Here is a 26,950-nt window from a genome sequence, read left to right as displayed (position 1 = left end):
TCGGCGTCCGGGCAGATGCTGAATAGCGGAGGGTGAGCATCGCTGCACGAGCCGAAGTGGGTCTGGACGGTAACTCGGCGTGGCTGCGGAGAGGGTGGGTCTGGAACGATTTTTTTCATGGTGCAACTCCTTAGGCCTGACGGAGTCGCCACGCAAGGTGACCAAACGATGGGTGGCGACTGTGACACAGGTTGGTCAACCGGGGCCTAAGGATACCGGCGCGCCCGAAGGCGCCCTGCGCACAGCCGCCATGAACGAGATGCCAGCCACGAAAAAGCGCCCGCAAAATCGGAATGGGGCGCTTTGTGCGCCTTAGACCCAGGTGACCAAACCTGGTCGCTGATGTGCAGCGACCGGCGAAGCCTAGGACCCGATTTCCAGGAGCGCAACGGCTGAACAGGCGGAAAAGTATGCTTGGGAAACTGCCTACATAAAAGTCGGATGTCAGTGAAGCGCTGTAGGCCAATACAGCAGCACCCGTACGCCTTTTGCGCCAGACACTCCCGCCAGATCCCTTAATCAGCATCCGCCTCAAACAACCGCTCCAGGTCCAGCCGTGCCTCCTTGGCGGTCTGCATCACCTTGGCCTTGTCGTCCCGCACCCGGCCCTGGGCAGCGAGCACTTCTTCGTCGTGTCGGGTAAAGCGCTGTATCCGGTCCGCCGCCTGCGCCTCGCTCAGGCCCAGGCCGACCAGGGTCAGGCGGCTCATTTCCAGGCTCGAATGGAAGGTTTCGCGAATCGGCTCGGCGCCTACGTCCACCAGTTTGTGCACATGCTGGCGGTTGCGCGCACGGGCCAGGACCTTGAGGTGCGGATACATCTGCTTGACTCGTTCGGCAGTGCGCGTGGTGGCCTCGGGGTCGTCGGTGGTGATGACGAAATACTCGGCCTCGCCGACCTTGGCTGCATGCAGCACTTCCGGGCGCTGCGGGTCACCGTAGAACACCGGGACCTGCTCGAACATGCGGGTCATCTCGATGGCATCCACCGAGGTTTCCAGGGCGATGAACGGCACCTTCTGTGCCCGCAGGATGCGCGCGACGATCTGCCCCATCCGGCCCATGCCGACGATCACCACCCGTGGTGCATCACTGCTGATGTTCTTGTACTGCTCCGGCACTTCCCGCACGGCCTGCGGACGCTTGCCCAGGCGGGCGCAACCGAGCAGCAGCAACGGCGTGACGGCCATGGACAGGGTGATGGTCATCAGCAGTACGTCGAAGGTGCGGGCATCGAACAGGCCCTGGTCGCGGCCCAGCTTGAACACCACGAAGGCGAACTCGCCACCGGCCGCCAGGACTACCCCCAGGCGCAGGGCATTGACGTTGCTCAGGCCACCGGCGAAGCGCGCGACCAGCATCAGCAGTGGCAGCTTCAGCGCCACCAGCAACAAGGTCAGGCCGATCAGCAGCAGGGGCATTTCCAGCAGCAGGCCGAGGTTGGCACCCATTCCCACGCTGATGAAGAACAGCCCCAGCAGCAGCCCCTTGAACGGCTCGATCTGCGATTCCAGCTCATGCCGGTATTCCGAGTCGGCCAACAGCAGGCCGGCGAGGAAGGCGCCGAGGGCCATGGAGATCCCTGCTTCCTCCATCAGCCAGGCCGTACCGATCACCACCAGCAGCGCGGTGGCGGTGGACACTTCCGGCAGCCCGGTGCGGGCCACGGTGCGGAACAGCGGCCGCAGCAGGTAACGCCCGCCGACGATGACGATGGCGATGCTGCCGAACACCCGCAGGCCATGTTCCAGGCTGTCACCGTGGCTGGTATCCGGGCCTGCCGCGGCAAGCAGCGGTACCAGAGCGATCAGCGGGATCGCGGCGATGTCCTGGAACAGCAGGATGGCGAAGGCCAGGCGGCCGTGGGGGGCATTGAGCTGCTTGCTTTCGGCAAGGCTTTGCAGGCCCAGGGCGGTGGACGACAAGGCCAGGCCGAGGCCGAGGACGATGGCTGCGGGGAGCGATTGGGCAAAACCGAAGAGGGCGATGGCGCCGATCACCGCGCCGGTCAGCAGCACCTGCGCCAGGCCGACGCCGAACACCGACTTGCGCATCAGCCATAGCCGACGTGGCGACAGCTCCAGGCCGATGATGAACAGCAGCAGGACCACGCCCAGTTCGGAAATGTGCGCGACGCTCTGGGTGTCGCGGATCAGGCCCAGGGCTTGCGGGCCGATCACCACGCCGGCGAGCAGGTAGCCAAGCACGGCACCCAGTTGCAGGCGCTTGGCCAGGGGAACGGTAATGACGGCGGCGACCAGGAAGATCACGGCAGTTTGTAGCAGGCTGCCTTCGTGTGGCATTGGACGGTCTCCATGAACTGCATGAGGCAGCGTTTGACGTGAAAGTGCCGGCATTGTCTGCCCTGATCCGGCAGCAGACAATCCGTCTTCATGGAGATTGATTGTCTCTTTTCAGGAGACAATCACCGACTCAGTACTCGGCGATCACCTCATCGCTGCCGGCTTTGGTCAGGCCGATGACCTGGTAGGCGTCCTTGTGGTCGCCCATTTCCATGCCCGGTGAACCCATGGGCATGCCCGGCACGGCGATGCCCTTGAGGTCGGGGCGCTTGCCGAGGACGGCGATCTGTTCGGCGGGCACATGGCCTTCGATGAACTGGCCGTTGATCACGCCGGTATGGCAGGAGGCGAGACGCGGGGCCACGCCGAGCTTCTGCTTGACCGCGCTCATGTTCGGTTCGACATGGTCATTGACGGTGAAACCGTTGTCGCGCAGGTGGGTGATCCATTCCTTGCAGCAACCGCAGTTGGGGTCGCGGTACACATCGATGGTCTGCGCGGCCTGGGCCAGGCTGCTCAGGGCCAGCAGGCCGAGGATGGCCAGTTTGTTTTTCAGCATGGTTGTTCTCCTTCGTTGTCTGTAGCAGCGCGGACCTTGTAGGAGCGGGTTTACCCGCGATTACGATAGTGAATTGACCGACGCAATCGCGGGTAAACCCGCTCCTACAAGGTCCGCGTTCAATCGATAAGTGGCGCTAGAACCTCAACCGCACCCCGGCCACCCAGCGGGTCTGGCCAATATCGTCGCCTTCATCCCGCGCCATCCCGGCGGTCTCGCCATAGCTTCGATTGAAGGACACACCCACATAAGGCGCAAACCCGGGGGTGATCTCGTAACGCAAGCGCACACCGGCCTCGCTGTCCGTCAGTCCGTTGCCCTGGCCGCGCCCGGCATCGTTGCGCCCGTAGAAATTGGCTTCCAGGCTCGGCTCCAGGCGCCAGCGCTGGGTCAGCAGGATAGCGTAGGACGCTTCCAGGCGCAGCGCGGTCTGTTGCCGCTCGCCTGCGTACAGCGTGGCTTCCAGCTCCATGCCATACAGCGGCGTGCCCTGCACGCCGAAGGCCGCCCAGGCCTGGCCACTGCCGGGCTTGAAGTCCTGGCGCAGGCCTGCGACCACTTCCCACCAAGAGCTGAAGGCATGGCCCCACAGTGCCTGCAACTCTGCCTTGTGGGTGCGACCCTGTTCCCGCTCGCCCTCGCTGCGCAGCCAGAGCCGATCGATATCGCCGCCGATCCACGCGTTGGCGTTCCAGTTCAGCGCGCTGCTGCTGTCGAAGTTCTGGTACTCCAGTTGCTCGACGGTCACCGCCCAGTTGATCTGCCGGTCATGCACCTGGTGCCCGGGCAGGGGCGGGAAGGCGGCCTGGCGATCGGCGTCGCTGATTGGCTTGAGCGGCGTGCGCGGTTGCTGTGCAGGGCCGTGATTCATGCCTTGATGGTTCATGGCACCGTGGTCCATGCCCGAGTGATTCATCGCCGCTGCGCGCAGTTCTTCGCTGCCGAGCAGCAACAGCACGGCAAGGCCACCCAGCAGCGGCCGGTTGAGTCGTTCATTCATCGACGCGCACCTCGCGGAACATGCCGGTCTCCATGTGGTAGAGCAGGTGGCAGTGGTAGGCCCAGCGGCCCAGGGCATCGGCGCTGACCCGGTAGCTGCGGCGGCTGCCCGGGGGCATGTCGATGGTGTGCTTGCGCACCTGGAAGCGGCCGTGCTCGTCTTCCAGGTCGCTCCACAGCCCGTGCAGGTGAATCGGGTGGGCCATCATGGTGTCGTTGACCAGGGTGATGCGCAGGCGCTCGCCATAGCGCAGGCGCAGCGGCTCGGCGTCGGAGAAGCGGATGCCGTTGAACGACCAGGAGAAGCGCTCCATGTGCCCGGTCAGGTGCAGCTCGATATCCCGTCCAGGTTCGCGGCCGTCGGGATCGACGAAGGTGCTTTTCAGATCGGCGTAGGTCAGTACCCGGCGACCGTTGTCGCGCAGGCCGAGCCCGGGATCGTCCAGCCTGGCCGTGGGCATCATGGTCTGCATGTCCACCAGCGGGTTGTTCGTTTCCGACGCCGGATGCTGCTGCATGCCGGGCATGGCGTGGTTCATCCCGGCCATGCTGCCGTGGTCCATTCCTGCCATGGCCCCATGATCCATGCCCTGCATGTCGCCATGGCCCATGTCGGCCATGCTCAGCCGCGGTCGCGGGTCCAGCGCGGGCACCGCAGCACTCAACCCCGGTGCGCGGGCCAGGGTGCCACGGGCAAAGCCGCTGCGGTCCATGCTCTGGGCGAACAGGGTGTAGGCCGGCTCGTCGCCGACGCTGACCAGCACGTCGTAGGTCTCGGCCACCGCCAGGCGCAGTTCGTCCACCGTCACCGGGTGCACCGGCTGGCCGTCGGCCGCGATCACGGTGAGCTTGAGGCCGGGGATGCGGAAGTCGAAATAGGTCATTGCCGAGCCGTTGATCAGGCGCAGGCGCAGGGTTTCTCCGGGCTGGAACAGGCAGGTGAAATTGCCGTCCGGCGCCAGGCCGTTGAGCAGGTAGGTGTAGGTGGCGGCGCTGATATCGGCGATGTCCGTGGGCGTCATGCGCATGCGTGCCCACTGCGTGCGCTCGTCCAGGGTGGCGCGCCAGCCGTCGCGGGCGACGTCGTCGATGAAGTCGCCCACGGTGCGTTGTTGTCGGTTGAAATAGTCGGCCTGTTTCTTCAGTTGCCCGAGCAGGGCTGCCGGCTTCTCGTCGCTCCAGTCGCTGAGCAGCAGCACGCAGTCGCGCTGGTAGACATGAGGATCCGGTGTCTTCGGCTCGATGACGATGGCGCCATAGACCCCGGCCTGCTCCTGCAGGCCCGAGTGGCTGTGGTACCAGTAGGTACCGTGCTGGTTCAGGGTGAAGCGGTAGAGATAGTCGCCACCAGGCTCGATGCCGGCGAAGCTCAGGCCAGGCACGCCGTCCATGTTGGCCGGGAGGATGATGCCGTGCCAGTGCAGCGAGGTGCTTTCCTCCAGGCGGTTGCGCACCCGCAGGGTCACCGTGTCGCCTTCGCGCCAGCGCAGCACCGGCCCGGGCAGGCTGTTGTTGATGGTCAGGGCGGTGCGCGGGGTGCCGGTGATGTTCACCGCGGTCTGGCCGATATACAGCTCGAAATGCTCGCCATCCAGCTCGGCGAAGTCGTGCGGGCCGCGGGCCCAGGCGGTCGGTCGCCAGAGTCCGAGGCCGCCGAGGGCGCTGGCGGCGGCCAGGCCCTTGACGAAGGTACGGCGTGAGGGAAGGTGGGGCATGGGGGCGTCAGTCCATCAACAGGGATGGGCTGACCATAGTCTGATGGTGCTGACAGAAAACTGAGGTTTGAATTACAGATTTGTCAGCGAGAAAATACGCGACCGCCCGGTCGGCTTCTGCCTGCCGGTCGGGACATGGGGATTGAACGTTCGGGTTGCACCAGGAGTAGCAATGGACAAGGTCATCATCATTACCGGCGCCAGTCGCGGCATCGGCGCAGCCACCGCGCTGCTGGCCGCGCGCGAGGGCTATCGGATCTGCATCAACTACCACGCCGACAATGAAGCGGCGCAGCACGTGCTGGCCCAGGTCCGCGCGCTGGGGGCGAAGGCCATCGCCGTGCGGGCCGACGTCAGCGTCGAGGACGAGGTGATCCACCTGTTCGACCAGGTCGACCGCGAGCTGGGCCGGGTCACGGCGCTGGTCAACAACGCCGGGACCATCGGCCACAAGAGCCGGGTCGAGGAGATGTCCGAGTTCCGCCTGCTCAAGCTGATGAAGACCAATGTGGTCGGGCCGATGCTCTGCGCCAAGCACGCCCTGGCGCGCATGTCGACGCGCCATGGCGGCAGTGGTGGCGGGATCGTCAACGTGTCCTCGGTGGCCGCGCGCCTGGGGTCGCCCAACGAGTACGTGGACTACGCCGCCTCCAAGGGCGCCCTGGATACGTTCACCATCGGCCTGGCCAAGGAAGTGGCGGGCGAGGGCGTGCGGGTCAATGCGGTACGTCCGGGGTATATCTTCACCGGCTTCCATGCCCTGAGCGGCGATGCCGACCGGGTCAGCAAGCTGGAGCCGAGCATCCCCATGGGGCGTGGCGGGCAGGCCGAGGAAGTGGCCGAGGCAATCATCTGGCTGCTGTCGGACAAGGCGTCGTATTCGACCGGGAGCTTCGTCGACCTGGGCGGTGGGCGCTGACGCAGGCGCGACGCTTCAGCCGTGCTCGCCGAGCATCTGCTCCACCCGCAGCAGCAGCGCCTCCAGCCCGAACGGCTTGGTCATCACGCTCATCCCCGGCGCTAGCTGCCCGTCGCTCAGCGCCGCGCTTTCGTCGTAGCCGGTGATGAACAGCACCGGCAGGTACGGATGGATCTGGCGCATCGCCTCCGCCAGCTGTCGGCCGTTCATCCCGCCCGGCAGGCCGATATCGCTGATCAGCAAGCCCGGCGCCGGCCCGTTCTGCAAGGCCGGCAGGGCGGCAACCGCGCTTTCGTGGATCTCGACCCGGTACCCCGACTCTTCCAGCACCTCGCTGATCACCATGCGCAGGGTTTGCTGGTCCTCCACCAGCACGATCCGCACACCCTGGCCATGCAGGGTGGCCGGCAGTTCGCCAGGGCGGGGTTGCTCCGGCTCCTGCACCTGATGGTGCCGTGGCAGGTACAGCTCGATCCGCGTGCCCAGGCCTGGCGTACTGACGATGCGCAATTGCCCGCCGGACTGGCGCACGAAGCCGAAGGCCATCGACAGGCCGAGGCCGGTGCCCTGGCCCAGCGGCTTGGTGGTGAAGAACGGATCGATGGCCCGCGCCGCGACATCGGCGGCCATGCCAAGACCGTTGTCCTCGACGCTCAGGCGCAGATAGTCGCCGGCTGCCAGGTCCAGCGAGCGGCCCTGCTCGTCGTCGAGGACGATGTTCGCGCTGTGGATATCGATCGTTCCGCCCGAGGGCAGCGCGTCCCGGGCATTGATGCACAGGTTGAGCAGGGCGCTTTCCAGTTGCGGCGGGTCGATGAAGGTCGGCCACAGGTCGTTGGCGAAATGGCTGCGCACCTCGATGGCCGGGCCGACGCTGCGGCAGATCAGCTCCTGCATGTCGCGGACCAGGGCGTCGACCTGGGTCGCCTGGGGTTGCAGGGTCTGCTGGCGGGAGAACGCCAGCAACCGGTGTACCAGCGAGGCGGCGCGCTGGGCGGAACTGCTGGCGGCATCCAGCAAGGGGCCGACGTCGTCGTGGCGTTCCTGCTGCAGGCGCTGGCGCATCAGTTCGTGGGCGCCGAGGATGCCTCCGAGCAGGTTGTTGAAGTCGTGGGCGATGCCGCCGGTGAGCTGGCCCACCGCTTCCATCTTCTGCGCCTGGCGCAGGGCTTCCTCGGCCCGCAGCAGGCGCTGCTGTTCCTCGATGCGGGTCTGGATGTCGTAGGCGAACAGGTAGGCGCCGCGCAGCCCGCCGTTGTCGTCGTGCAGGGTGTTGAAGCGCAGCTCGTAATGCCGCCGGCGCTCGCCACTGCCGAACTCGGCGCTCTCGGTAAAGGCCTCGCCGGCCAGGGCGCGTCGCCACAGGGCCAGGCCGCGCGCGCAGTCCGACGGGTTGCTGCGCAAGGCATCGGCAACGCTTTCGCCGATGCGTGGCACATGGTCGTAGAGGTACTGGAAGTCCTTCAGCGACTGCTGGTTGATCGCCTGCCAGCGCAGGTCGTTGTCCACCACCTGCACGCAGGCGACGCTGCTGTCCACCAGCCTGGCGAACAACTGGCGTTCGGCGATCGCGGCGCGAACCCGTTGCTCCAGTTCCTCGTTGAGCTGTTGCAAGGCGTCTTCGGCACGACGGCGCTCGGTGACGTCCTTGAACAGCACGGCCACCTGGCGGCGTTCGGCCGGTTCGATACGGAAGGTGGTGACCGACAGCACTCGACCCGTGGCGACCAGCTCCTGCTCGAAGTGCAGCGGCTGGCCGGTGCGCAGCACCGCGCCGTAGCGGGCCACCCATTCGTCGGCCTCGTCGGGCACCATTTCCCGCAGCTTCTGCCCGACCACGTCGGGAATCCCCGCATGCTGCGCATAGGCGGCGTTGGCCAGCACGTGAATGTAGTCGCTCAACGGGCCGTGGGGGCCATCGAAGAACTCGATGACGCAGAAGCCCTCGTCCATGGTGTCGAAGAGAAAGCGGTAGAAGTCTTCGTCCAGCGTCCGCTGTTGCACCAGTTGCTGTTCGAGGGTGGTATTGCGCCGTTGCAGTTCGTGCAGTTGCTGGCGCAGTGAGTCGAGTTCGCTGGAAGGCATGGAAGGGTCCGGACGCAAGCCAATTTCGCCACTTTAGACTGACGCCCGGCTGGCGGCTAGAACGAGCGCACGATCTTTCCCAGGGTCTCCATGGCTTTTTCCGACTGCTCGCTCCACGGACTGCCGTAGTTCAGGCGCAGGCAGTTACGGAAGCGCCGGGTCGGCGAGAAGATCGGCCCGGGGGCGATGCTGATGCCCTGGGCCAGGGCCATCTGGAACAGCTTCAGCGAATCCATGCCTTCCGGCAGTTCCAGCCACAGGAAGTAGCCGCCGGACGGATGGCTGACCCGTACCGACGCCGGGAAATGCCGACCGATCGCCGCGAGCATGGCGTTCTTCTGTTCTTCCAGGGCGTAGCGCAGGCGGCGCAGGTGGCGATCGTAGCCGCCGTGCTGGAGGTAGTCGGCGATGGCCGCCTGGGCCGGCATCGAGGCGCACAGCGAGGTCATCAGCTTCAGGCGCTCGATCTTCTTCGCAAAGCGTCCGGCGGCGACCCAGCCGATGCGGTAGCCCGGCGCCAGGCTCTTGGCGAACGAGCCGCAATGCATCACCAGTCCCTCGCTGTCGAAGGCCTTGGCCGGCTTCGGCGCCTGCTGGGCGTAGTACAGCTCGGCGTAGACATCGTCCTCGATCAACGGCACCTGGTGCTGGCGCAGCAGCTCCACCAGCGCCTGCTTCTTGTCTTCCGGCATGCTCGCGCCCACCGGGTTCTGGAAGTTGGTCATGCACCACACGGCCTTGACCGGATGCCGTTCCAGGGTCTGCGCCAGGACCCCGAGGTCGATGCCCTCGCGCGGGTGCACGGGGATTTCCACTGCTTTGAGCTTGAGCCGCTCCAGCACCTGCAGGCAGGCGTAGAAGGCCGGCGCCTCGATCGCCACCAGGTCGCCCGGCTCGGTCACCGCCTGCAGGCACAGGTTCAGTGCCTCCAGGGCGCCGTTGGTGATCAGCAGCTCCTCCATCGGCAGCATCAGCCCGCCGACCATGTAGCGCAGGGCGATCTGCCGACGCAGCTGCGGGTTGCCCGGCGACAGGTCGGTGACCACCATGCGCGGGTCCATGTCGCGGGTGGCGCTGGCCAGGGAGCGGGCCAGGCGTTGCAAGGGAAACAGCGTCGGGCTGGGGAAGGCCGAGCCGAAGGGGACGGTGTGCGGGTCCTTGATCGATTCGAGGATGGAGAACACCAGCTCGCTGACGTCCACCTGGGTGGACTCGCCCGCCGGCTCGCTGACCTGGGGCTCGCTGAACGGTCGTGGCGCATGGGCGTTGACGAAGTATCCGGAGCGCGGCCGCGCGCGGATCAGCCCGCGGCGCTCCAGCAGGTAATAGGCCTGGAACACCGTGGACGGGCTGACCCCGTAGGTCTGGCTGGCGTAGCGCACCGACGGTACCCGCTGGCCGGGGCCGAGGACGCCGGTGTAGATCAGCTCGGCAATGTCGTCGGCGAATTTCTCGTAGCGTTTCATCATCATTCTTATGGGTTCGAAGTGCACGCAGTGTAGGGGATCAGCGGTTCAGCGGCGCGACGAATCGGCTGCGGGCGACGCTGCGGATGTCGGGCTGGTCGCTGTCGACCAGTTCGAAGTCCAGCTCCAGGGAACTGCTGGCGGCACGCTCGGCGAGCATCGCCACCGACACCGGCAGCTCGGCCATTTCCCCGGCGGGAATGCTGAAGCGGGTCTTGCCGTGCAGTTCGAAGCCCTCGGCGTTCAGCAGGCGCAACTGGTACTCCTGGGCCTCCTGGGTCTTGTTGATGACCTTGAGGATGTAGATGTTCTCGATCTGGCCCTGGGCGTTCTCGCGGAACAGGCCACGGTCCTTGATCACGTCCATCGACACCATCGGCCGTTCGTGCAGGGCGATCACCAGGGCGCCGATCATCGCCACCAGCACCGTGACGTAGCCGAGCAGGCGCGGGCGCAGCCAGTGGGTCTTGCCGCCCTGCAGGGTGTGCTCGGACTTGTAGCCGATCAGGCCGCGGGGGTAGTTCATCTTGTCCATGATGCTGTCGCAGGCGTCGATGCAGGCGGCGCAGCCGATGCATTCCATCTGCAGGCCGTCGCGGATGTCGATGCCGGTGGGGCAGACCTGCACGCACATGTGGCAGTCGATGCAGTCGCCGAGGCCCTGGGCGCGGTGGTCGGCTTCCTTCTTGCGCGGCCCGCGGGATTCGCCGCGGCGCGGGTCGTAGGCCACGGCCAGGGTGTCCTTGTCGAACATCACGCTCTGGAAGCGCGCATAGGGGCACATGTGCATGCACACCGCCTCGCGCATCCAGCCGGCGTTGATGTAGGTGGCGCCGGTGAAGAACAGGATCCAGAACAGGCTGACGCCGCCGGCCTGCAGGGTGAACAGTTCCTCGGCCAGCGGGCGGATCGGGGTGAAATAGCCGACGAAGGTCAGCCCGGTGAGCACGCTGATGGCCAGCCACAGGCTGTGCTTGAAGGCGCGCCGGGCCAGCTTGTTCGGCCCCCACGGTGCCTTGGCCAGTTTCATGCGCTGGTTGCGGTCGCCCTCGGTGACCTTCTCGCACCACATGAACAGCCAGGTCCAGGTGCTCTGCGGGCAGGTGTAGCCGCACCACACCCGTCCGGCGAAGACGGTGATGGCGAACAGGCCGAAGGCGCAGATGATCAGCAGCGCCGACAGGAGGATGAAATCCTGCGGCCAGAAGGTCGCGCCGAAGATGTGGAACTTGCTTTCCGCCAGGTCCCAGAGCACGGCCTGGCGGCCGTCCCAGTCCAGCCAGGCGGTGGCGAAGAACAGCAGGAAAAGGAAACCTGCGCCACCCAGGCGCAGGTTGCGGTACAGACCGGTGAAGCTGCGGGTGTAGATGTGTCCGTCACTGCTGGCGGCCTTCTTGTTCTGGCCGCTGGTGGTGGCCGTTTTTTTATGGGAAGGCTCGACCACTTCAATGATCTGGACGGGGATGTGTTCGCTCATGGTTCGTCGCTCATCAGGCCTCGATCAGGCCAGAGCACTATGGCGACCCATCTGTTTGCATAACAGGCTCAGGTATTCCGGTAAAAACCGTATCAGATTGTCGGCTGAATCGCTCCAGGCCTCAGATTATCGAGCCTGGCGCGCTGCTCTTGAGATGCCTGCGACCATCCACCGCACCGGCCACGGTGAGCGCATCGGCCTCCGCTTCGGTGATCGGCACGCGCTTGCCGGCAAGCGTGGCCACCGACATGCGCAGGTTTTCGTCGGTGAGCACCTGTACTTCCTCGGCAGCGCCTTCCACATTCAGGTCGTCGCCGATCAGGGTGCAGCGGCGGGTCTGTTCGTTGATCTCGATAGGCATGGCGTGATCCTCGTCATCGGGGGCTTATTGCGTGTGACCGCCGCGCCGCCGGGGTTACCGCCGCCAGCCGATCAGCGGTCGCATCGCACTTTGCCGATCCGCTCGTTGTCCATCCTTTACTTCCCTGACGGACGACAACCATGGACGCCTGGTGGCATGAAGCGTGGGTGACGCTGGTGGCGGAATTCGCCGATATCACCGATGCCAAGCAAGTGACGCAGGTTTCGGTACGCCTGCTGATGGCCGCGCTGCTGGGTGCGGTGCTGGGCTTCGAGCGCGAGATGAAGGGCAAGGCCGCCGGGGTGCGCACCCATATGCTGGTGGCCATCGGCGCGGCGCTGTTCGTCCTCGTGCCACGCATGGCCGGTGCCGATGACGCGGCGTTGAGCCGGGTGGTGCAGGGGATCGTCGCCGGTATCGGCTTCCTCGGCGCGGGGACCATTCTCAAGGGCCGCGACATGGTTGCCAGCCACGTCAAGGGCCTGACCACCGCCGCCGGCCTGTGGATGACCGCCGCCATCGGCGTGGCCGCGGGCATGGGACGCGAGGCGACCGCGCTGTTGAGCACGATCCTGGCACTGCTGGTGTTTGCGGTGATGCCCTGGGTGGTGGACCTGTTCGAGGACAAGGAGCACAAGAAGGGTGCGGGCGGGAAGGTCGAGGAGGATATGGACGAGGATGACAAAGGCGGGAATGCCTAGGGCCGGAATGCACTGAGGGGAGCCGAAGCTCCCCTCAAAGATTGTTGCGTGCTCTATTTTTTGTTATTGGAGGGCGGTCTATTGTTGTTTTTGGCAACCGTTGCCTCTTTGGTGCTTGTGCGATCCCCATCCGGGATCAAGAGCAAACGTATTTTTTTGAGCGCTGATCGACCTTCATCAATCTGATCCAACCTGACGGGCGCTACCTTGGGGTAGTTTTATTGTTCTCTGCCTGGTTGCGGGGCACGCCCCCGAAAAGTCATCCACTTCAAAAAAATCAGTTAGCTTCGTCTCTGCCGTATTGTTCTTGTTATGTCAGATCCGGTACGTCTTGTTTTTATTGGGTTTGCCGCATTTTTTATTCTTGTTGTGCCAGAGATATAGCAGGTGCCGTGCCAACTTTTCAAAACCCAATGAAATCAAGGGTTTGGCGGGATTCGAAAAAATTCTGGCACGGGAAAATCCGCTGATTTGTTTCCGTGTTACCCGGAATTTCCCTGGGAAGTGTGAAGGCGGTAACACTTTGCGGCCGCGCGCGAGGTGTTACCGCCACGTTTCAGCCGCAGGTTCAGCACGCGTTACGGGCGCGCGCCACACGGGAGCCGCTGGCGCGGCCCAGCACCGAACTGATGCGCAGGCCGGCGGCGATCAGCTTGTCGAGGTCGATGCCGGTCTCGATGCCCAGGCCCTGGAGCATGTACAGCACGTCTTCGCTGGCAACGTTGCCGCTGGCGCCCTTGGCATAGGGGCAGCCGCCGAGGCCTGCGACCGAGCTGTCGAACACGTTGATGCCTTCCAGCAGGCTGGCGTAGACGTTCGCCAGGGCCTGGCCGTAGGTGTCGTGGAAATGCCCGGCCAGTTGCGGGCGCGGTACCTGGGCGCCGACCACGTTGAACAGGTGGCGGGTAGCACCGGGCGTGCCGGTGCCGATGGTGTCGCCAAGGGACACTTCGTAGCAGCCCATCTCGTACAGTTCGCGGGCCACTGCGGCGACCTGGGCCGCGTCCACGTTGCCCTCGTAGGGGCAGCCGAGCACGCAGGACACATAGCCACGCACCCGCACGCCGTGCTGGCGCGCCGCCTCCATGATCGGCACGAAGCGTTGCAGGCTCTCGGCGATGGAGCAGTTGATATTGCGCTGGGAGAACGCCTCGGAGGCGGCGGCGAACACCGCGACTTCCTTGACCCCGGCGCCCAGGGCGTCCTCGAAGCCGCGCAGGTTGGGGGCCAGGGCGGCGTAGGTCACTCCGGCCTTCTGCCGGATCGCGGCGAAGACGTCGGCGGAGCCGGCCATCTGCGGCACCCACTTCGGCGATACGAAACTGCCGACCTCGACGTAGGACAGGCCAGCCTCGGTGAGGTCATCGACCAGGCGCACCTTGTCGGCGACGCTGATGGGTTGGGCTTCGTTCTGCAGACCGTCGCGGGGGCCGACTTCGACCAGGCGGACTTTGGCGGGCAATGGCATGGCGTGGGGTTTCCTGGTTGGGCTCAGTGGCCGTTGTTCTTGTTCAGGGTGGCGGTCAGCGCCTGCATGCAGCGCTCTTCGGCGGTGTCCAGTTCCAGCTGCATCTGCTGGATGTCGAGCAGTTGCTGTTCCAGCTGGGCACGGCGCTCGGCGATCTTCGCCAGCATGCTGTTGAGCTGCTTGGTGTTACCGCCAGACGGGTCGTACAGCTCGATCAGCTCGCGGCATTCGGCGAGGGAGAAGCCGATGCGCTTGCCCCGCAGGATCAGCTTCAGGCTGACCTTGTCGCGGGCCGAATAGATGCGTTCCAGACCACGGCGCTCGGGGCTGAGCAGGCCTTGTTCCTCATAGAAGCGGATGGCCCGGGTGGTGATGTCCAACTCGCGGGAGAGGTCGGAGATGCTGTAGGTCTGGGTGCTCATGGAAGGGGCTCGTGGCGTCAATGAGGGCTAACCTAAAGCCAGGTTGACGTTTACGTCAAGGTGATTGATGGGTGAGGCGAAAACTAGCGTCCGCTCATTCGCGCAACCACCTCCCACAGCCGCGGATCATCGAAGTCCGCCACTGCCAGGCGTGCCCCCGCTGCCAACAAGGCCTGTGCCGACTGGCTGGTGGTCAACCCCACGGTAAAGATCCCGGCGCCACTGGCCGCCTTCACTCCCGGCACCGAGTCTTCGAAGGCCAGGGCATTGCCGGCCTGTGCCGCGAGGCGCTGCAAACCGGTCAGGTAGGGCAGCGGATCCGGCTTGGCCTTCTCCAGCTCTTCGGCCACCAGCACATGCTCGAAGCGGCCTCGCAGCCCCAGCGCCGCCAGCATGTGCACGGCATTGGCCCGGGGTGCATTGGTCACCACCGCCATGCCGATGACGTTGGCTTCGGCATGCTCCAGCAGGCGCAGCAGCCCGGGCGTCGGCTGCAAGGTCGGCGACAGTGCGCGGAACCGCGCTTCCTTGCGATCGGCAAAGTCCAGGTGCTCGCTCAGCGGACGGTCCGGGAACAGGTAGCGGCACAGGTCGGCATTGGCCCGGCCGCTGATGTGCGCGTCGAACTCGGCCTCGCTCAGGCTGCGGCCATCCTCGTGCAGCAACTGTTGCATGGCCAGCAGGTGGAGCTTGTCGGTATCGGCGAGGGTGCCGTCGAGGTCGAAGAGCAGGGCGTCGAGCATGGTTGTCTTCCTTGGATCGGTAGCTGGCTATCATACCTGTCGATCAGCGGGACTGGTCAGCGGGATACGAAAAGAGTACAAATGTGCTCCATGACCAGACTCTCTCCCAAACGCAGCGCCATCCTCACCTTCATCCGTGATCGCATCACCGGTGAAGGCCGCCCGCCAAGCCTCGCCGATATCGCCCAGGCCTTCGGCTTCGCCTCGCGCAGTGTGGCGCGCAAGCATATCCAGGCCCTTTGCGAGGCCGGTTTCATCGAGGTCACGCCGAACCAGGCGCGGAGCATCCGCCTGGCCGGGCCGTTGCGCCGGCCCGAGGTGCTGGAGATCCCGGTACTCGGCCAGGTCGCCGCGGGCCGGCCGATCGGTCCGGACGTCGATATCCACGAGCAACTCATGCTCGATGCCCACCTGTTCAGCCGTACCCCCAGCTACCTGCTCAAGGTCCGCGGCGACTCGATGATCGACGACGGCATCCTCGACGGCGACCTGGTCGGCATTCGCCAGCAGGGCGAGGCCCGCGACGGGCAGATCATCGTCGCCCGCCTCGATGGCGAGGTGACCATCAAGCGCTTCGAGCGTGGCGTCGGCCACTACCGCCTGCTGCCCCGCAACCCGGCCTATGCGCCGATCATCGTCGGTCCGGACCGCGACTTCGTCATCGAAGGGGTGTTCTGCGGCCTGGTGAGGCGTGACTGATGGGCGCGGTGGTCAGCCTCGACGGGCTGCTCGACACCCGGCGGGTCTGGAAGGGCCGGCCGCTGGTGGAGAACCATGGCCTGCAACCCACCGGGCATGCCGCGCTGGACGCCGTGTTGCCGGGCGGTGGCTGGCCGCCGGCAGCGCTCAGCGAACTGCTCCTGTCCGGCGAGGGCGGCGGTGAACTGCAATTGCTCTGGCCGAGCCTGGCGCGCTTGAGCAGGGCAGGGCAAAGGGTGGTGCTGGTAGCCCCGCCCTTCATTCCATACCCGCCCGCCTGGCAGGCGGCCGGGGTCGACCTGCGCTGGCTGACGGTGGTCGAGGCCGATGCCGGCCAGAGCCTCTGGGCGGCCGAGCAATGCCTGCGTTCCGGCAGTTGCGCCGCCGTACTGTGCTGGCCGCATCGGGCCGACGATCGCGCGCTGCGCCGCCTGCAGGTGGCTGCGGAAACCGGCCAGGCGCTGGCCTTCGCCTGCCGCGACCAGGCGGCCGCGCTCAATCCGTCGCCGGCCGCCCTGCGCATCGCCATCGACACCCGCCCGGCGCAGTGGCGGGTGCTCAAGTGTCGTGGGGGCCTGGCGCCGAACCGGCCTGTCGCCGTTTCCGGGCTCGCGGGGTGAATTGCCATGCTCTGGGCCTGCATCCTGTTGCCGCAACTGGCGCTCGACAGCGTCCTGCGCGGGCGTGACGACGCCGACCAGCCGCTGGTGCTGCTCAGCGGTCCGGCCAATCGCCGGGTGCTGCAGGCGGTCAACCCGGCGGCACGCGCCCTCGGCCTGCGGGCCGGCCTGAGCCTGACCAGCGCCCAGGCCCTGGCCCAGGGCTTCGCCACGGTCGAGCACGATCCTGCCGCCACCGAGCGTCAGCAGCAATTGCTCGCCGCCTGGGCCTATCGCTTCAGTTCCCAGGTCAGCCTGCATTACCCGCGAGCCCTGTTGCTCGAGGTGGAATCCAGCCTTGGCCTGTTCGGTCCCTGGCCGCGTTTCGAAGCGCTTCTGCGCGAGGAACTGCGTGCCCTGGGTTTCCGCCATCGCATCGTCCTGGCCAGCAACCCGGTGGCGGCGCGGATGCTGGCCAACGCCCATGACGGACTGGCCGCCAGCGATCCCGAAGCGACGCGCCGCGCCCTGGCCGCCATGCCCATCGACCGCCTCGGCCTGCCCGTGGACGCCGCCACGGCCTTCACCCGCATGGGCCTGCGCCAGCTCGACCAGGTGCTTGAACTGCCGCGGCACACCCTGGCCCGGCGTTTCGCCGCCGAGGTGCAGTTGCATCTGGACCGTCTGCTCGGCCTGCGCGCCATGGCCCTGGACTGCTACCTGCCGCCGGACCGCTTCGAGGCGCGACTGGAACTGAACTTCGACGTGGAATCCAGCCAGGCCCTGCTGTTCCCGATGCGGCGGATGATCGAGGACCTGGCGGCCTTTCTTGCCGGGCGCGATGCCGGGGTACAGCGCTTCAGCCTGTTCCTCGAACACGCCGAAGGCGCCGACACCCTGCTGCAGGTGGGCTTGCTGGCGGCCGAACGCGAGGCCGGGCGCCTGCTGGAACTGGCGCGCGGACGCCTCGAACAGCTGACCCTGCGCGCCCCGGTGCGCAACCTGCGGCTGGTCGCCGAGGAACTGCCGGCCTTCGTGCCCCAGGCCGGCGAGCTGTTCTCGGCGCGGGCCCAGCAACAACAGAACTGGGAGCAACTGCGCGAACGCCTGCGCGCGCGCCTCGGCGATGAAGCCGTGCGCGGTGTGGGCGTGGTCGCCGACCACCGTCCCGAATGCGCCTGGCGCGGCAGCGGCCTGCCCGTGGCGGATGCCGGGACCTGCCTGGCGCCGCGCCCCGGCTGGTTGCTGACGGAGCCCCGGGCGCTGCCGTTGACCGGGCTGCGCCTGCTGGCCGGGCCGGAGCGCATCGAGTCCGGCTGGTGGGACGGCGGCGACGTGCGTCGCGACTACTACCTGGTCGAGACCGAGGCCGGCCAGCGCGGCTGGGCCTATCGCCAGCTCGGTGAGCCGCGCGACAGCCCCTTGTGGCTGCAGGGCTGGTTCGCATGAGCGGCTATGCCGAGCTGCATTGCCTGTCCAACTTCAGTTTCCAGCGCGGCGCCTCCAGTGCCCTGGAGCTGTTCGCCCGGGCCAAGGACCAGGGCTACCAGGCCCTGGCGATCACCGACGAGTGCACCCTGGCCGGTATCGTCCGGGCCTGGCAGGCCTCGCTGAAGACCGGAATCCCATTGATCGTCGGCAGCGAAATGCGCGTGGAGCAAGGCCCGAAACTGGTGCTGCTGGTGCAGGACCTCGGCGGCTACCAGCACCTCTGTGCACTGATCACCCGCGCCCGGCGCCGGGCAGAGAAGGGCAGTTACCAGGTGTTGCGCGAGGACTTCGAACAGCCCATGGACGGTCTGCTGGCGCTGTGGGTGCCGGACCGCGCGGACGATCCCGCGCCGGGGCGCTGGCTGCGGGAAATCTTTGGCGAACGCCTGTGGTTGGCGGTGCACCTGCACCACGGCCATGACGACCGCCAGCGCCTGCACGACCTGCTGGCCCTGGCCCGGGGGCTGGACATCGCGCCGGTGGCCTGCGGCGACGTGCATATGCACAGCCGTGGACGGCGTGCCCTGCAGGACTGCATGACTGCCATCCGCCATCACACCACCGTCGCCGAGGCGGGGCATCGCCTGTTCGCCAATGGCGAGCGCCACCTGCGCGTCGTGGCGCAACTGGCGGCGCTGTACCCGCCGGCCTTGCTGGAGGAAAGCACGCGCATCGCCGCGCGTTGCCGCTTCGATCTCAAGCGTGACCTCGAATATCACTATCCCCACGAAGTCGTGCCGCCTGGCCACAGCCCGGCGAGCTGGCTGCGGGAGCTGTGCCAGCGGCGGATTCCCGAGCGCTGGCCCGCCGGCATCAGCGAGGACAACCGCAAGGCCCTGGAGCACGAGTTGGGCCTGATCGCCGAGCTCGGCTACGAATCCTATTTCCTCACCGTCCACGACATCGTCCGCTTCGCCCGCGAGCAGGGCATCCTCTGCCAGGGCCGCGGTTCGGCGGCCAACTCGGTGGTGTGCTTCGTCCTCGGCATCACCGAGCTGGACCCGAGCCACAGCAGCCTGCTGTTCGAGCGCTTCCTGTCCCGCGAGCGCAACGAGCCGCCGGATATCGACGTGGACTTCGAGCACGACCGGCGCGAGGAAGTCCTGCAGTACGTGTTCAATCGCTACGGCCGCCATCGCGCGGCGCTGACCGCCGTGGTCAGCACCTACCATGCCTCCGGCGCGGTGCGGGATATCGGCCGGGTGCTGGGCCTGCCGCCGGACCAGCTGGGTGCCTTGTCCGACTGCTGCGGGCGCTGGAGCGACCGCGTGCCCTCGGCGGAGCGCCTTGTCGAGGCCGGTTTCGACCCGGCCAGCCCGCTGCTGCACCGGGTCCTGACCCTGACCGGCGACCTGATGGGTTTCCCCCGACACCTGTCGCAGCACCCCGGCGGCTTCGTCATAAGCGAACAGCCGCTGGACACCCTGGTGCCGGTGGAAAACGCCGCCATGCAAGACCGCACGGTGATCCAGTGGGACAAGGACGACCTCGATGCCGTCGGCCTGCTCAAGGTGGATGTACTGGCGTTGGGCATGCTCAGTTGCCTGCGCCGCTGTTTCGATCTCTACCAGCTGCATCGCGGGCGGCGCCTGAGCATCGCCGGGATCCCCGCCGATGACCGGCCGACCTACGACATGATCAGCCGTGCCGACACCATCGGCGTGTTCCAGATCGAGTCACGGGCGCAGATGGCGATGTTGCCGCGGCTCCGGCCGCAGAAGTTCTACGACCTGGTGATCCAGGTGGCGATCGTGCGGCCGGGGCCGATTCAAGGGGACATGGTCCATCCGTATCTGCGGCGGCGGAACAAGGAAGAGCCGGAGGTCTATCCCTCGGAGAAGCTGCGTGATGTCTTCGGCCGCACCCTGGGCGTGCCCCTGTTCCAGGAGCAGGTCATGTCCCTGGCCATCGTCGCGGCCGACTTCACCCCCGGGGAAGCCGACGAACTGCGCCGCTCCATGGCCGCCTGGAAGCGCCATGGCGGACTGGACCCTCATCGTGAACGGCTGCTGGAAGGCATGCGCAGGAATGGCTACACCGATGAGTTCGCCAACCGCATCTTCGAACAGATCAAGGGCTTCGGCAGCTACGGCTTCCCCGAATCCCACGCCGCCAGCTTCGCCCTGCTGACCTACGCCAGTTGCTGGCTCAAGTGCCATGAGCCGGCGATCTTCGCCTGTGCCTTGATCAACAGCTGGCCCATGGGCTTCTACAGCCCGGACCAGATCCTCCAGGATGCGCGGCGCCACCGTATCGAGATCCGTCCGGTGGACGTCCATCACAGCCATTGGGACTGCACCCTGGAGCCGGGCGAGGGTGGGGCGCTGGCCTTGCGGATCGGCTTGCGGCAGATTCGCGGCTTCCGTGAGGAGGATGCCGAGCGCCTGGCGCGGGTCCGCGAGCTCAGGGCATTTCGCGATGTCGGCGACCTGTGCCTGCGTGCCGAACTGGACGCCCGCGCCCGCGACCTGCTGGCCGACGCCGGTGCCCTGGCGGCGATGGCCGGGCATCGCTACCAGGCGCGCTGGGAGGTGGCGGCGGTGCAGGCGCAACTGCCGCTGTTCGCGGCCGTCGAACCGAGCCCGGAAGTGCCGGTGCAATTGCCGGCGCCCAGCGTTGGCGAAGACCTGTTCGCCGACTACGACAGCGTCGGCACCACCCTCGGCCCCCATCCGCTGAGCCTGTTGCGTCGGCGTCTCACCGGACTGGGTTGTCGCAGTTCGCGGGCACTGGACGATGTCGAGCACGGTGACAGCATCAGCGTGGCCGGGCTGGTGGTCGGCCGGCAGCGACCGCAAACCGCCAGCGGCGTGACCTTCGTCACCCTGGAGGACGAGTTCGGCATGCTCAACGTGGTGGTCTGGCGCGACTTGGCCGAGCGCCAGCGACGGGTGCTGGTGGGGTCGAAGCTGATGCAGGTGCGGGGCAAGCTGGAATTCGCCGACGGCGTGCGTCACCTGATCGCCCGTCGCCTGGAAGATCTCAGCCCGCTATTGAGCGGGCTGGATGTGCGCAGCCGGGACTTTCATTGAGGATCAGACCATCGCCAGGCGCTGCTTGCGGGTCGGGGCGGGGAAGGCCTGGTCCAGCTCGCGCAGGTCTTCGCCGGTCAGCTTCAGCTGACCCGCTGCAGCATTGAGCTGGACGTGGCGCGGTTCCATCGCCTTGGGAATGGCGATCACCCCGTCTTCGCGGGTGACCCAGGCCAGGCTGACCTGGGCCGGGGTGACGCCGTGGCGCTCGGCGATCCGCGCCAGGACCGGATTGCGCAGCAGGCGCCCGGCCTGGGCCAGCGGGCAGTAGGCCATGACCGGGACACCGTTGTCGCGGCACCAGGGCAGCAGGTCGAACTCGATACCGCGCTGTTCCGGGTTGTACAGCACCTGGTTGCTGGCGCAGGCCGGGTTGTCCAGCTCGCGCATGTCGTCGGTGTCGAAGTTGGACACGCCCCAGCGGCCGATCTTGCCGGCCTCGCGCAGGCGTTCGAAGGCTTCGACGGTTTCTTCCAGCGGGTACTGGCCACGCCAGTGCAGCAGGTACAGGTCGATATGCTCGGTGGCGAGGCGGGCCAGGCTGCGCTCGCAGGCGGCAATGGCGCCTTTGCGGCTGGCGTTGTGCGGGTAGACCTTGCTGACCAGGAACACCTGGTCGCGACGGCCGGCGAGGGCTTCGCCGACCACTTCCTCGGCGCCGCCTTCGGCGTACATTTCCGCGGTGTCGACCAGGGTCAGGCCGAGGTCGATGCCCTGCTGCAGGGCGGCGACCTCGCGGCGGCGCAGGCCCGGGTCCTCGCCCATGTACCAGGTGCCCTGGCCGATGACGGGAACCTGGTGGTTGCCCAGTGTTGTCGTTCTCATCTGTGGAATTCCTCCTGAATTTTCGCCGTACCTGTGGGAGTAACTTCAGCCCAATGCCGGGGCCGTCACTTCTTTCACCAACACATCCAGAACCGCCTGGGCCGCTGCCGACAGCTTGTGATCGGCCAGCATCGTCACGCCGATCCGGCGTTCCACCACCGGCTCCACCAGCGCCACGCACTGCGCCCCCAGTTCGCGCATCTGCCCGATGCACAACGCCGGCACCGCACTCACCCCCAGCCCGTTGGCAACCATCCGGCCAATGGTAGACAACTGATGGCTTTCGAAGGCCACCGCCAGCTTGCCGTGGTCCGCCGCCACGTGCCGCTCCAGCAGCAGGCGCACCGCCGACGGTCGTTGCAGGGCGATGAAGTCCTCGCGCAGCAGGTCCTTCCAGCTGACCTGCGCCTGTCCGGCCAGCGGCGAGTCCTTAGGTACCACGGCGACGAAACGATCCAGGTACAAGGGCTTGAACACCAGCGGGTCGCCGGCCTCCGGCTCGAAACCGATACCCAGCTCGACCCGGCGGTGACGCACCAGTTCCAGCACCTGTTCATTGATCACGTCGTGCACCGTCACGTTCACCCGCGGATAGCGCTGGCGAAACAGCTTGAGCACCGGCGGCAGCAGGTTGCCGGCGAAGGCCGGCATGGCGGCGATGGACACCCGGCCCAGTTGCAGGGTGAAACGCTGGCGCAGCAGTTCCTCGGTGTTTTCCCAGTCCGCCAGCAGTTGCCGGGCCAGGGGCAGCAGCACTTCGCCTTCCGGGGTCAGGCTGACGCTGCGGGTGGTGCGGCTGAGCAGGGCGCCGCCGAGCTGTTCTTCAAGGCTCTTGATGGTCAGGCTCAGCGCCGGCTGCGACAGGTGCAGGTGCTCGCCGGCCTGGGCGAAGCTCTGGTAGGTGGCGACGGCGACGAAGGCCCGCAGTTGCTTGAGGTTCATGTAATTGTTTTGAAATCCAAATCAATCGATGAGAAAAACAAAATTAACAAATCAGTCGGCGCGGGTGAAGATGCGCGTCAGACGCTTCCCGACAGCCTGTCGGGTTCTTACAACGACAACAAGGCGGATCACATGGCCGGACTGGACAAGCGCGTTGCAACCTACGAACAGGCCCTCGAAGGCCTGACCGACAACATGACGGTACTGGCCGGCGGTTTCGGCCTGTGTGGCATCCCCGAGAACCTTATCGCCGAGATCAAGCGCCGCGGCGTCAGCGGCCTGACCGTGGTCTCGAACAACTGCGGTGTCGACGGTTTCGGCCTGGGCGTGCTGCTCGAAGACCGCCAGATCCGCAAGATGGTCGCTTCCTACGTCGGCGAGAATGCCGAGTTCGAACGTCAGTTGCTCAGCGGCGAGCTGGAAGTGGAACTGACCCCGCAAGGTACCCTGGCCGAGAAGATGCGCGCCGGCGGTGCCGGGATCCCGGCCTTCTACACCGCCACCGGCTACGGCACCCCGGTCGCCGAAGGCAAGGAAGTGCGCGAGTTCAATGGCCGCCACTACATTCTCGAAGAAGCCATCACCGGCGACTTCGCCATCGTCAAGGGCTGGAAGGCCGACCACTACGGCAACGTGGTGTACCGCAACACCGCGCAGAACTTCAACCCGCTGGCTGCCACCGCCGGCAAGATCACCGTGGTCGAGGTCGAGGAAATCGTCGAGCCGGGCGTGCTGCTACCGAGCGAGATCCACACCCCGGGCATCTATGTCGACCGGGTCATCGTCGGCACCTTCGAGAAGCGCATCGAAAAGCGCACCGTCAAAGCCTGACCCGTCCCCGCACAAGAACAACGAAGAGATCCTGACCATGGCACTTACCCGCGAACAAATGGCCCAGCGCGTCGCCCGCGAACTCAAGGACGGCTACTACGTCAACCTGGGCATCGGCATCCCGACCCTGGTGGCCAACTACGTCCCGGCGGATATGGACGTGATGCTGCAATCGGAAAACGGCCTGCTCGGCATGGGCGAATTCCCCACCGAAGGCCAGCTCGACGCCGACATGATCAACGCCGGCAAGCAGACCGTGACCGCCCGCCGCGGCGCGTCGATCTTCAACTCCGCCGAATCCTTCGCGATGATCCGCGGCGGCCATGTCGACCTGACCGTGCTCGGTGCGTTCGAAGTGGACGTGGAAGGCAACATCGCCTCGTGGATGATCCCCGGCAAGCTGGTCAAGGGCATGGGCGGGGCGATGGACCTGGTGGCGGGGGCGGAGAACATCATCGTCACCATGACCCATGCCTCCAAGGACGGCGAGTCCAAGCTGCTGCCGCGCTGCAGCCTGCCGCTGACCGGCGCCGGCTGCATCCGCAAGGTGCTGACCGACCTGGCCTACCTGGAAATCGAGAACGGCGCCTTCATCCTCAAGGAGACCGCGCCGGGGGTGAGCGTCGAGGAGATCATCGAGAAGACCGCGGGCAAGTTGATCGTGGCTGATGATGTGAAGGAAATGACCTTCTGATTCTGTGCAGTTCTTGAGGGCCTTATCGCTGCGGTGTGGCGGTCCGACAAGCCAGTCCCCCCAAGGTCTGGAGTCAATCGGTGGGCCCGCTTACTACAACGATCCCTGTGGGAGCCGGCTTGTCGGATCGCCGCACCGCAGCGATAGGGCCCTCAAGAACACCCCGAGCAACAAGCCGGTCCGGGGCAGGGAACCACGCACTCCCTGCCGCAGACCGGCTCCCGCCTACTGCTTCGCCTCCCGCTCGTCCTGAGCCACCACTGTCTGGCACAACTCGATGATCTGCTCGCGCATCCAGCGGTTGGCCGGGTCCTGGTCGGTGCTTTCGTGCCAGTACAGGTGGGTTTCCAGCGGCGGCACGTCGTTCACCGGCAGGCTCGCGTAGTTGAGCTGGTGCCGACGGGCGAAGCGCTCCGGCACGGTCATCACCATGTCGGTCTGCTGCAGCACCTGCGAGGCCATCAGGTAATGCTGCGAGCGCAGGGCGATACGCCGCTGCAGGCCCATCTTGCCCAGTGCCAGGTCGACATAGCCCAGGCCGTTGCGGCGGCTGGAGATATGGATATGGGTCAGGCTCATGTACTCGTCGAGGCTGATCCTGTCCTTGGCCATCGGGTGGCCCTGGCGCATGGCGCAGACGTACTGGTCCTGCATCAGCTTGACGTGGCGCACCTGCGGGTCGGTGTTGAGCGGCGCATCGACGGCGAAGTCCAGGCGCCCGGCGGCCAGTTCCTTGGTGGTCTCGCGGCGCTTGCACAGGAAGCTCTCGATCACCACCGCCGGCGCCAGGCGGCGCAGGCGCTGGAACAGCGGCGGCAAAACCACCGCCTCGGTGAGGTCGGTCATGCTGATGCGGAAGGTCTTGTTGGCCTGCAAGGGGTTGAAGATGCGGCTTTCCTGCACCGACACCCGCAGCAGCGACAGCGCGTTGCGCACCGGGCCGATGATGTTCTGCGCCATGGGCGTCGGCACCATGCCCTGGGCGGTGCGCACGAACAGCGGGTCGTTGAAGGTCTCGCGCAACCGTGCCAGCGCGTTGGACACCGCCGGCTGGGTAATGCCGACGATCTGCCCGGCGCGGGTCAGGTTGGCTTCGGTGTAGATCGCGTCGAAGACGATGAACAGATTCAGGTCGACCTTGTTCAGGTTCATGGGCACCGCTCTTGTTGGTGTTATCGGCCGATCATATATCGGTTATGAATGTTTATACACGCCGAAAATAGACTAGGTGGATTTTGATCGGTGATCTAGCATCCATGCCAGATCCCTTTCACGAAGAAGGTACTGCTCATGGATTTCGCCTACTCACCCAAGGTCCAGGCCCTGCGCGAACGTGTCACCGCGTTCATGGACGCCTATGTCTATCCCGCCGAGCCGGTGTTCGAGCAACAGGTTGCCGAGGGCGATCGCTGGCAGCCAACGGCGATCATGGAAGAACTGAAGAACAAGGCCAAGGCCGAGGGCCTGTGGAACCTGTTCCTGCCCGAGTCGGAGCTGGGCGCCGGCCTGACCAACCTGGAATACGCGCCGCTGGCGGAAATCATGGGCCGCTCGCTGCTGGGCCCCGAGCCGTTCAACTGCTCGGCGCCGGACACCGGCAACATGGAAGTGCTGGTGCGCTACGGCAGCGAGGAGCAGAAGCGCCAGTGGCTGGAGCCGCTGCTGCGCGGCGATATCCGTTCAGCCTTCGCCATGACCGAGCCGGACGTGGCTTCGTCGGATGCCACCAACATGGCCGCCCGTGCCGTGCGCGACGGTGACGAATGGGTGATCAACGGCCGCAAGTGGTGGACCTCCGGCGCCTGCGACCCGCGCTGCAAGGTGATGATCTTCATGGGCCTGAGCAACCCGGACAACCCGCGCCACCAGCAGCACTCGATGATCCTCGTGCCCACCGATGCGCCGGGGGTGAAGATCGTCCGGCCGCTGCCGGTGTTCGGTTATGACGACGCGCCTCATGGTCACGCCGAGGTGCTGTTCGAGAACGTGCGGGTGCCCTACGAGAACGTGCTGCTGGGCGAAGGGCGCGGCTTCGAGATCGCCCAGGGGCGTCTTGGCCCGGGCCGCATCCATCACTGCATGCGCTCCATCGGCATGGCCGAGCGGGCCCTGGAACTGATGTGCAAGCGCTCGGTGGAACGCACCGCCTTCGGCCGTCCGCTGGCGCGGCTGGGGGGCAACGTCGACAAGATCGCCGACTCGCGGATGGAGATCGACATGGCCCGCCTGCTGACCCTGAAGGCGGCGTACATGATGGACACCGTGGGCAACAAGGTGGCCCGCAGCGAGATCGCGCAGATCAAGGTGGTGGCGCCGAACGTGGCGCTGAAGGTGATCGACCGGGCCATCCAGATCCACGGTGGTGCCGGGGTGTCCGGCGACTTCCCGCTGGCCTACATGTACGCGATGCAGCGCACCCTGCGCCTGGCGGACGGCCCGGACGAAGTGCACCGGGCGGCGATCGGCAAGTACGAGATCGGCAAGTACGTGCCGAAGGAGATGCTGCGCAGCAGCCACTGACTCACAGGCTTGCGATGAGCCCTGTGGGAGCGGGTTCACCCGCGCTTGGAGGTTGGTATTAACCCCATCAATCGCGGGGGGAACCCCCCCCACACTAGG

At 66.2% G+C, this 26,950-nt stretch carries 23 protein-coding genes; 9 read left to right on the top strand and 14 right to left on the bottom strand.

What is annotated here, in order from left to right; all coding sequences use genetic code 11:
* Positions 1–515: 515 nt before the first annotated feature.
* The 4 genes from V0R59_RS25600 to V0R59_RS25585 all read right to left on the bottom strand — a co-directional run bounded on the left by V0R59_RS25600 (position 516) and on the right by V0R59_RS25585 (position 5,576).
* Positions 516–2,303 (bottom strand): monovalent cation:proton antiporter-2 (CPA2) family protein, encoded by a 1,788-nt coding sequence (locus tag V0R59_RS25600; protein WP_330077499.1) that lies wholly within the window; start codon positions 2,301–2,303, stop codon positions 516–518.
* Positions 2,304–2,433: 130 nt separating this feature from the next.
* A complete protein-coding gene (locus V0R59_RS25595; protein ID WP_330077500.1) occupies positions 2,434–2,862 on the bottom strand; it encodes a DUF411 domain-containing protein in 429 nt (142 codons plus the stop codon).
* A gap of 136 nt (positions 2,863–2,998) precedes the next feature.
* On the bottom strand, positions 2,999–3,862 hold the full coding sequence (locus V0R59_RS25590) for a copper resistance protein B (protein WP_330077501.1): 864 nt from the start codon (positions 3,860–3,862) through the stop codon (positions 2,999–3,001).
* Positions 3,855–5,576, bottom strand: a complete 1,722-nt coding sequence (locus tag V0R59_RS25585) for a copper resistance system multicopper oxidase (RefSeq protein WP_330077502.1) — start codon at positions 5,574–5,576, stop codon at positions 3,855–3,857. Before V0R59_RS25585 ends, V0R59_RS25590 begins: the two co-directional genes overlap by 8 nt.
* Before the next feature lie 172 nt (positions 5,577–5,748).
* On the opposite strand from V0R59_RS25585, the gene V0R59_RS25580 reads away from it, so the two are divergent.
* Entirely contained in the window at positions 5,749–6,495 is a 747-nt protein-coding gene (locus tag V0R59_RS25580) for an SDR family oxidoreductase (protein ID WP_330077503.1), read from the top strand.
* 15 nt (positions 6,496–6,510) lie between these two features.
* Here the strand turns inward: V0R59_RS25580 and V0R59_RS25575 are convergent, their stop codons facing one another.
* From V0R59_RS25575 to V0R59_RS25560, 4 genes are all read right to left on the bottom strand, one after another.
* Entirely contained in the window at positions 6,511–8,580 is a 2,070-nt protein-coding gene (locus V0R59_RS25575; protein ID WP_330077504.1) for a hybrid sensor histidine kinase/response regulator, read from the bottom strand.
* Positions 8,581–8,636: 56 nt separating this feature from the next.
* The gene (mapR, locus tag V0R59_RS25570; protein WP_330077505.1) at positions 8,637–10,046 is read right to left on the bottom strand and encodes a GntR family transcriptional regulator MpaR; all 1,410 of its coding nucleotides are present in this window, start codon (positions 10,044–10,046) and stop codon (positions 8,637–8,639) included.
* Positions 10,047–10,086: 40 nt separating this feature from the next.
* The gene (gene ccoG, locus V0R59_RS25565; RefSeq protein ID WP_330077506.1) at positions 10,087–11,523 is read right to left on the bottom strand and encodes a cytochrome c oxidase accessory protein CcoG; all 1,437 of its coding nucleotides are present in this window, start codon (positions 11,521–11,523) and stop codon (positions 10,087–10,089) included.
* A 121-nt stretch (positions 11,524–11,644) separates the two neighbouring features.
* Entirely contained in the window at positions 11,645–11,884 is a 240-nt protein-coding gene (locus tag V0R59_RS25560; RefSeq protein WP_330077507.1) for a DUF3203 family protein, read from the bottom strand.
* A 140-nt stretch (positions 11,885–12,024) separates the two neighbouring features.
* On the opposite strand from V0R59_RS25560, the gene V0R59_RS25555 reads away from it, so the two are divergent.
* Positions 12,025–12,585 carry an MgtC/SapB family protein gene (locus V0R59_RS25555; protein ID WP_330077508.1) on the top strand — a complete coding sequence of 187 codons (561 nt, stop codon included), beginning with the start codon at positions 12,025–12,027 and terminating at the stop codon, positions 12,583–12,585.
* 568 nt (positions 12,586–13,153) lie between these two features.
* On the opposite strand, the gene V0R59_RS25550 is transcribed toward V0R59_RS25555, so the two are convergent.
* From V0R59_RS25550 to V0R59_RS25540, 3 genes are all read right to left on the bottom strand, one after another.
* Positions 13,154–14,053 (bottom strand): hydroxymethylglutaryl-CoA lyase, encoded by a 900-nt coding sequence (locus V0R59_RS25550; protein ID WP_330077509.1) that lies wholly within the window; start codon positions 14,051–14,053, stop codon positions 13,154–13,156.
* Positions 14,054–14,076: 23 nt separating this feature from the next.
* A complete protein-coding gene (locus V0R59_RS25545) occupies positions 14,077–14,475 on the bottom strand; it encodes a MerR family transcriptional regulator (RefSeq protein WP_330077510.1) in 399 nt (132 codons plus the stop codon).
* Between the two features lie 83 nt (positions 14,476–14,558).
* Positions 14,559–15,218 (bottom strand): HAD family hydrolase, encoded by a 660-nt coding sequence (locus tag V0R59_RS25540; protein WP_330077511.1) that lies wholly within the window; start codon positions 15,216–15,218, stop codon positions 14,559–14,561.
* 81 nt (positions 15,219–15,299) lie between these two features.
* Here V0R59_RS25540 and lexA point away from each other — a divergent pair, with 81 nt between their 5' ends.
* The 4 genes from lexA to V0R59_RS25520 are packed head-to-tail and all read left to right on the top strand — an operon-like array spanning position 15,300 to position 21,039.
* Positions 15,300–15,917 carry a transcriptional repressor LexA gene (lexA, locus tag V0R59_RS25535; protein ID WP_330077512.1) on the top strand — a complete coding sequence of 206 codons (618 nt, stop codon included), beginning with the start codon at positions 15,300–15,302 and terminating at the stop codon, positions 15,915–15,917.
* Positions 15,917–16,537: a translesion DNA synthesis-associated protein ImuA gene (gene imuA, locus V0R59_RS25530; protein ID WP_330077513.1), complete on the top strand. Its 621-nt coding sequence runs from the start codon at positions 15,917–15,919 to the stop codon at positions 16,535–16,537. The genes lexA and imuA overlap by 1 nt, the downstream gene beginning before the upstream one ends.
* Before the next feature lie 6 nt (positions 16,538–16,543).
* On the top strand, positions 16,544–17,965 hold the full coding sequence (locus V0R59_RS25525; RefSeq protein WP_330077514.1) for a Y-family DNA polymerase: 1,422 nt from the start codon (positions 16,544–16,546) through the stop codon (positions 17,963–17,965).
* On the top strand, positions 17,941–21,039 hold the full coding sequence (locus V0R59_RS25520) for an error-prone DNA polymerase (protein ID WP_330077515.1): 3,099 nt from the start codon (positions 17,941–17,943) through the stop codon (positions 21,037–21,039). Before V0R59_RS25525 ends, V0R59_RS25520 begins: the two co-directional genes overlap by 25 nt.
* Positions 21,040–21,042: 3 nt before the next feature.
* Here the strand turns inward: V0R59_RS25520 and V0R59_RS25515 are convergent, their stop codons facing one another.
* Together V0R59_RS25515 and V0R59_RS25510 are read right to left on the bottom strand one after the other, a co-directional pair.
* Positions 21,043–21,864 carry an aldo/keto reductase gene (locus V0R59_RS25515; protein ID WP_330077516.1) on the bottom strand — a complete coding sequence of 274 codons (822 nt, stop codon included), beginning with the start codon at positions 21,862–21,864 and terminating at the stop codon, positions 21,043–21,045.
* Positions 21,865–21,909: 45 nt separating this feature from the next.
* Positions 21,910–22,806: a LysR family transcriptional regulator gene (locus V0R59_RS25510; RefSeq protein WP_330077517.1), complete on the bottom strand. Its 897-nt coding sequence runs from the start codon at positions 22,804–22,806 to the stop codon at positions 21,910–21,912.
* Positions 22,807–22,938: 132 nt separating this feature from the next.
* Here V0R59_RS25510 and V0R59_RS25505 point away from each other — a divergent pair, with 132 nt between their 5' ends.
* Positions 22,939–23,637: a CoA transferase subunit A gene (locus V0R59_RS25505; RefSeq protein WP_316921618.1), complete on the top strand. Its 699-nt coding sequence runs from the start codon at positions 22,939–22,941 to the stop codon at positions 23,635–23,637.
* A 37-nt stretch (positions 23,638–23,674) separates the two neighbouring features.
* Entirely contained in the window at positions 23,675–24,331 is a 657-nt protein-coding gene (locus V0R59_RS25500; protein WP_330077518.1) for a CoA transferase subunit B, read from the top strand.
* Positions 24,332–24,556: 225 nt separating this feature from the next.
* On the opposite strand, the gene V0R59_RS25495 is transcribed toward V0R59_RS25500, so the two are convergent.
* Positions 24,557–25,483, bottom strand: coding sequence for a LysR family transcriptional regulator (locus tag V0R59_RS25495; protein ID WP_330077519.1), 927 nt, complete (start codon positions 25,481–25,483; stop codon positions 24,557–24,559).
* Positions 25,484–25,621: 138 nt separating this feature from the next.
* Between V0R59_RS25495 and V0R59_RS25490 the strand changes: the two genes are divergently transcribed.
* Entirely contained in the window at positions 25,622–26,851 is a 1,230-nt protein-coding gene (locus V0R59_RS25490; protein WP_330077520.1) for an acyl-CoA dehydrogenase, read from the top strand.
* The last annotated feature ends 99 nt before the right edge of the window (positions 26,852–26,950 follow it).

The organism is Pseudomonas ulcerans, assembly GCF_036324125.1.
Classification (GTDB): domain Bacteria; phylum Pseudomonadota; class Gammaproteobacteria; order Pseudomonadales; family Pseudomonadaceae; genus Aquipseudomonas; species Aquipseudomonas ulcerans.
The sequence above is the reverse complement of the archived record's forward strand: the minus strand, read 5'-3'. Positions and strand labels throughout refer to the sequence as shown.

Coding starts and splice junctions, on each gene's coding strand:
- V0R59_RS25560 (WP_330077507.1), bottom strand. CDS start 11,884: ATGCCTATCGAGATCAACGAACAGACCCGCCGCTGCACCCTGATCGGC.
- V0R59_RS25595 (WP_330077500.1), bottom strand. CDS start 2,862: ATGCTGAAAAACAAACTGGCCATCCTCGGCCTGCTGGCCCTGAGCAGC.
- lexA (WP_330077512.1), top strand. CDS start 15,300: ATGTGCTCCATGACCAGACTCTCTCCCAAACGCAGCGCCATCCTCACC.
- ccoG (WP_330077506.1), bottom strand. CDS start 11,523: ATGAGCGAACACATCCCCGTCCAGATCATTGAAGTGGTCGAGCCTTCC.
- V0R59_RS25495 (WP_330077519.1), bottom strand. CDS start 25,483: ATGAACCTGAACAAGGTCGACCTGAATCTGTTCATCGTCTTCGACGCG.
- V0R59_RS25505 (WP_316921618.1), top strand. CDS start 22,939: ATGGCCGGACTGGACAAGCGCGTTGCAACCTACGAACAGGCCCTCGAA.
- V0R59_RS25585 (WP_330077502.1), bottom strand. CDS start 5,576: ATGCCCCACCTTCCCTCACGCCGTACCTTCGTCAAGGGCCTGGCCGCC.
- V0R59_RS25580 (WP_330077503.1), top strand. CDS start 5,749: ATGGACAAGGTCATCATCATTACCGGCGCCAGTCGCGGCATCGGCGCA.
- imuA (WP_330077513.1), top strand. CDS start 15,917: ATGGGCGCGGTGGTCAGCCTCGACGGGCTGCTCGACACCCGGCGGGTC.
- V0R59_RS25525 (WP_330077514.1), top strand. CDS start 16,544: ATGCTCTGGGCCTGCATCCTGTTGCCGCAACTGGCGCTCGACAGCGTC.
- V0R59_RS25600 (WP_330077499.1), bottom strand. CDS start 2,303: ATGCCACACGAAGGCAGCCTGCTACAAACTGCCGTGATCTTCCTGGTC.
- V0R59_RS25490 (WP_330077520.1), top strand. CDS start 25,622: ATGGATTTCGCCTACTCACCCAAGGTCCAGGCCCTGCGCGAACGTGTC.
- V0R59_RS25510 (WP_330077517.1), bottom strand. CDS start 22,806: ATGAACCTCAAGCAACTGCGGGCCTTCGTCGCCGTCGCCACCTACCAG.
- V0R59_RS25540 (WP_330077511.1), bottom strand. CDS start 15,218: ATGCTCGACGCCCTGCTCTTCGACCTCGACGGCACCCTCGCCGATACC.
- V0R59_RS25550 (WP_330077509.1), bottom strand. CDS start 14,053: ATGCCATTGCCCGCCAAAGTCCGCCTGGTCGAAGTCGGCCCCCGCGAC.
- V0R59_RS25545 (WP_330077510.1), bottom strand. CDS start 14,475: ATGAGCACCCAGACCTACAGCATCTCCGACCTCTCCCGCGAGTTGGAC.
- V0R59_RS25590 (WP_330077501.1), bottom strand. CDS start 3,862: ATGAATGAACGACTCAACCGGCCGCTGCTGGGTGGCCTTGCCGTGCTG.
- V0R59_RS25555 (WP_330077508.1), top strand. CDS start 12,025: ATGGACGCCTGGTGGCATGAAGCGTGGGTGACGCTGGTGGCGGAATTC.
- V0R59_RS25500 (WP_330077518.1), top strand. CDS start 23,675: ATGGCACTTACCCGCGAACAAATGGCCCAGCGCGTCGCCCGCGAACTC.
- V0R59_RS25515 (WP_330077516.1), bottom strand. CDS start 21,864: ATGAGAACGACAACACTGGGCAACCACCAGGTTCCCGTCATCGGCCAG.
- V0R59_RS25575 (WP_330077504.1), bottom strand. CDS start 8,580: ATGCCTTCCAGCGAACTCGACTCACTGCGCCAGCAACTGCACGAACTG.
- mapR (WP_330077505.1), bottom strand. CDS start 10,046: ATGAAACGCTACGAGAAATTCGCCGACGACATTGCCGAGCTGATCTAC.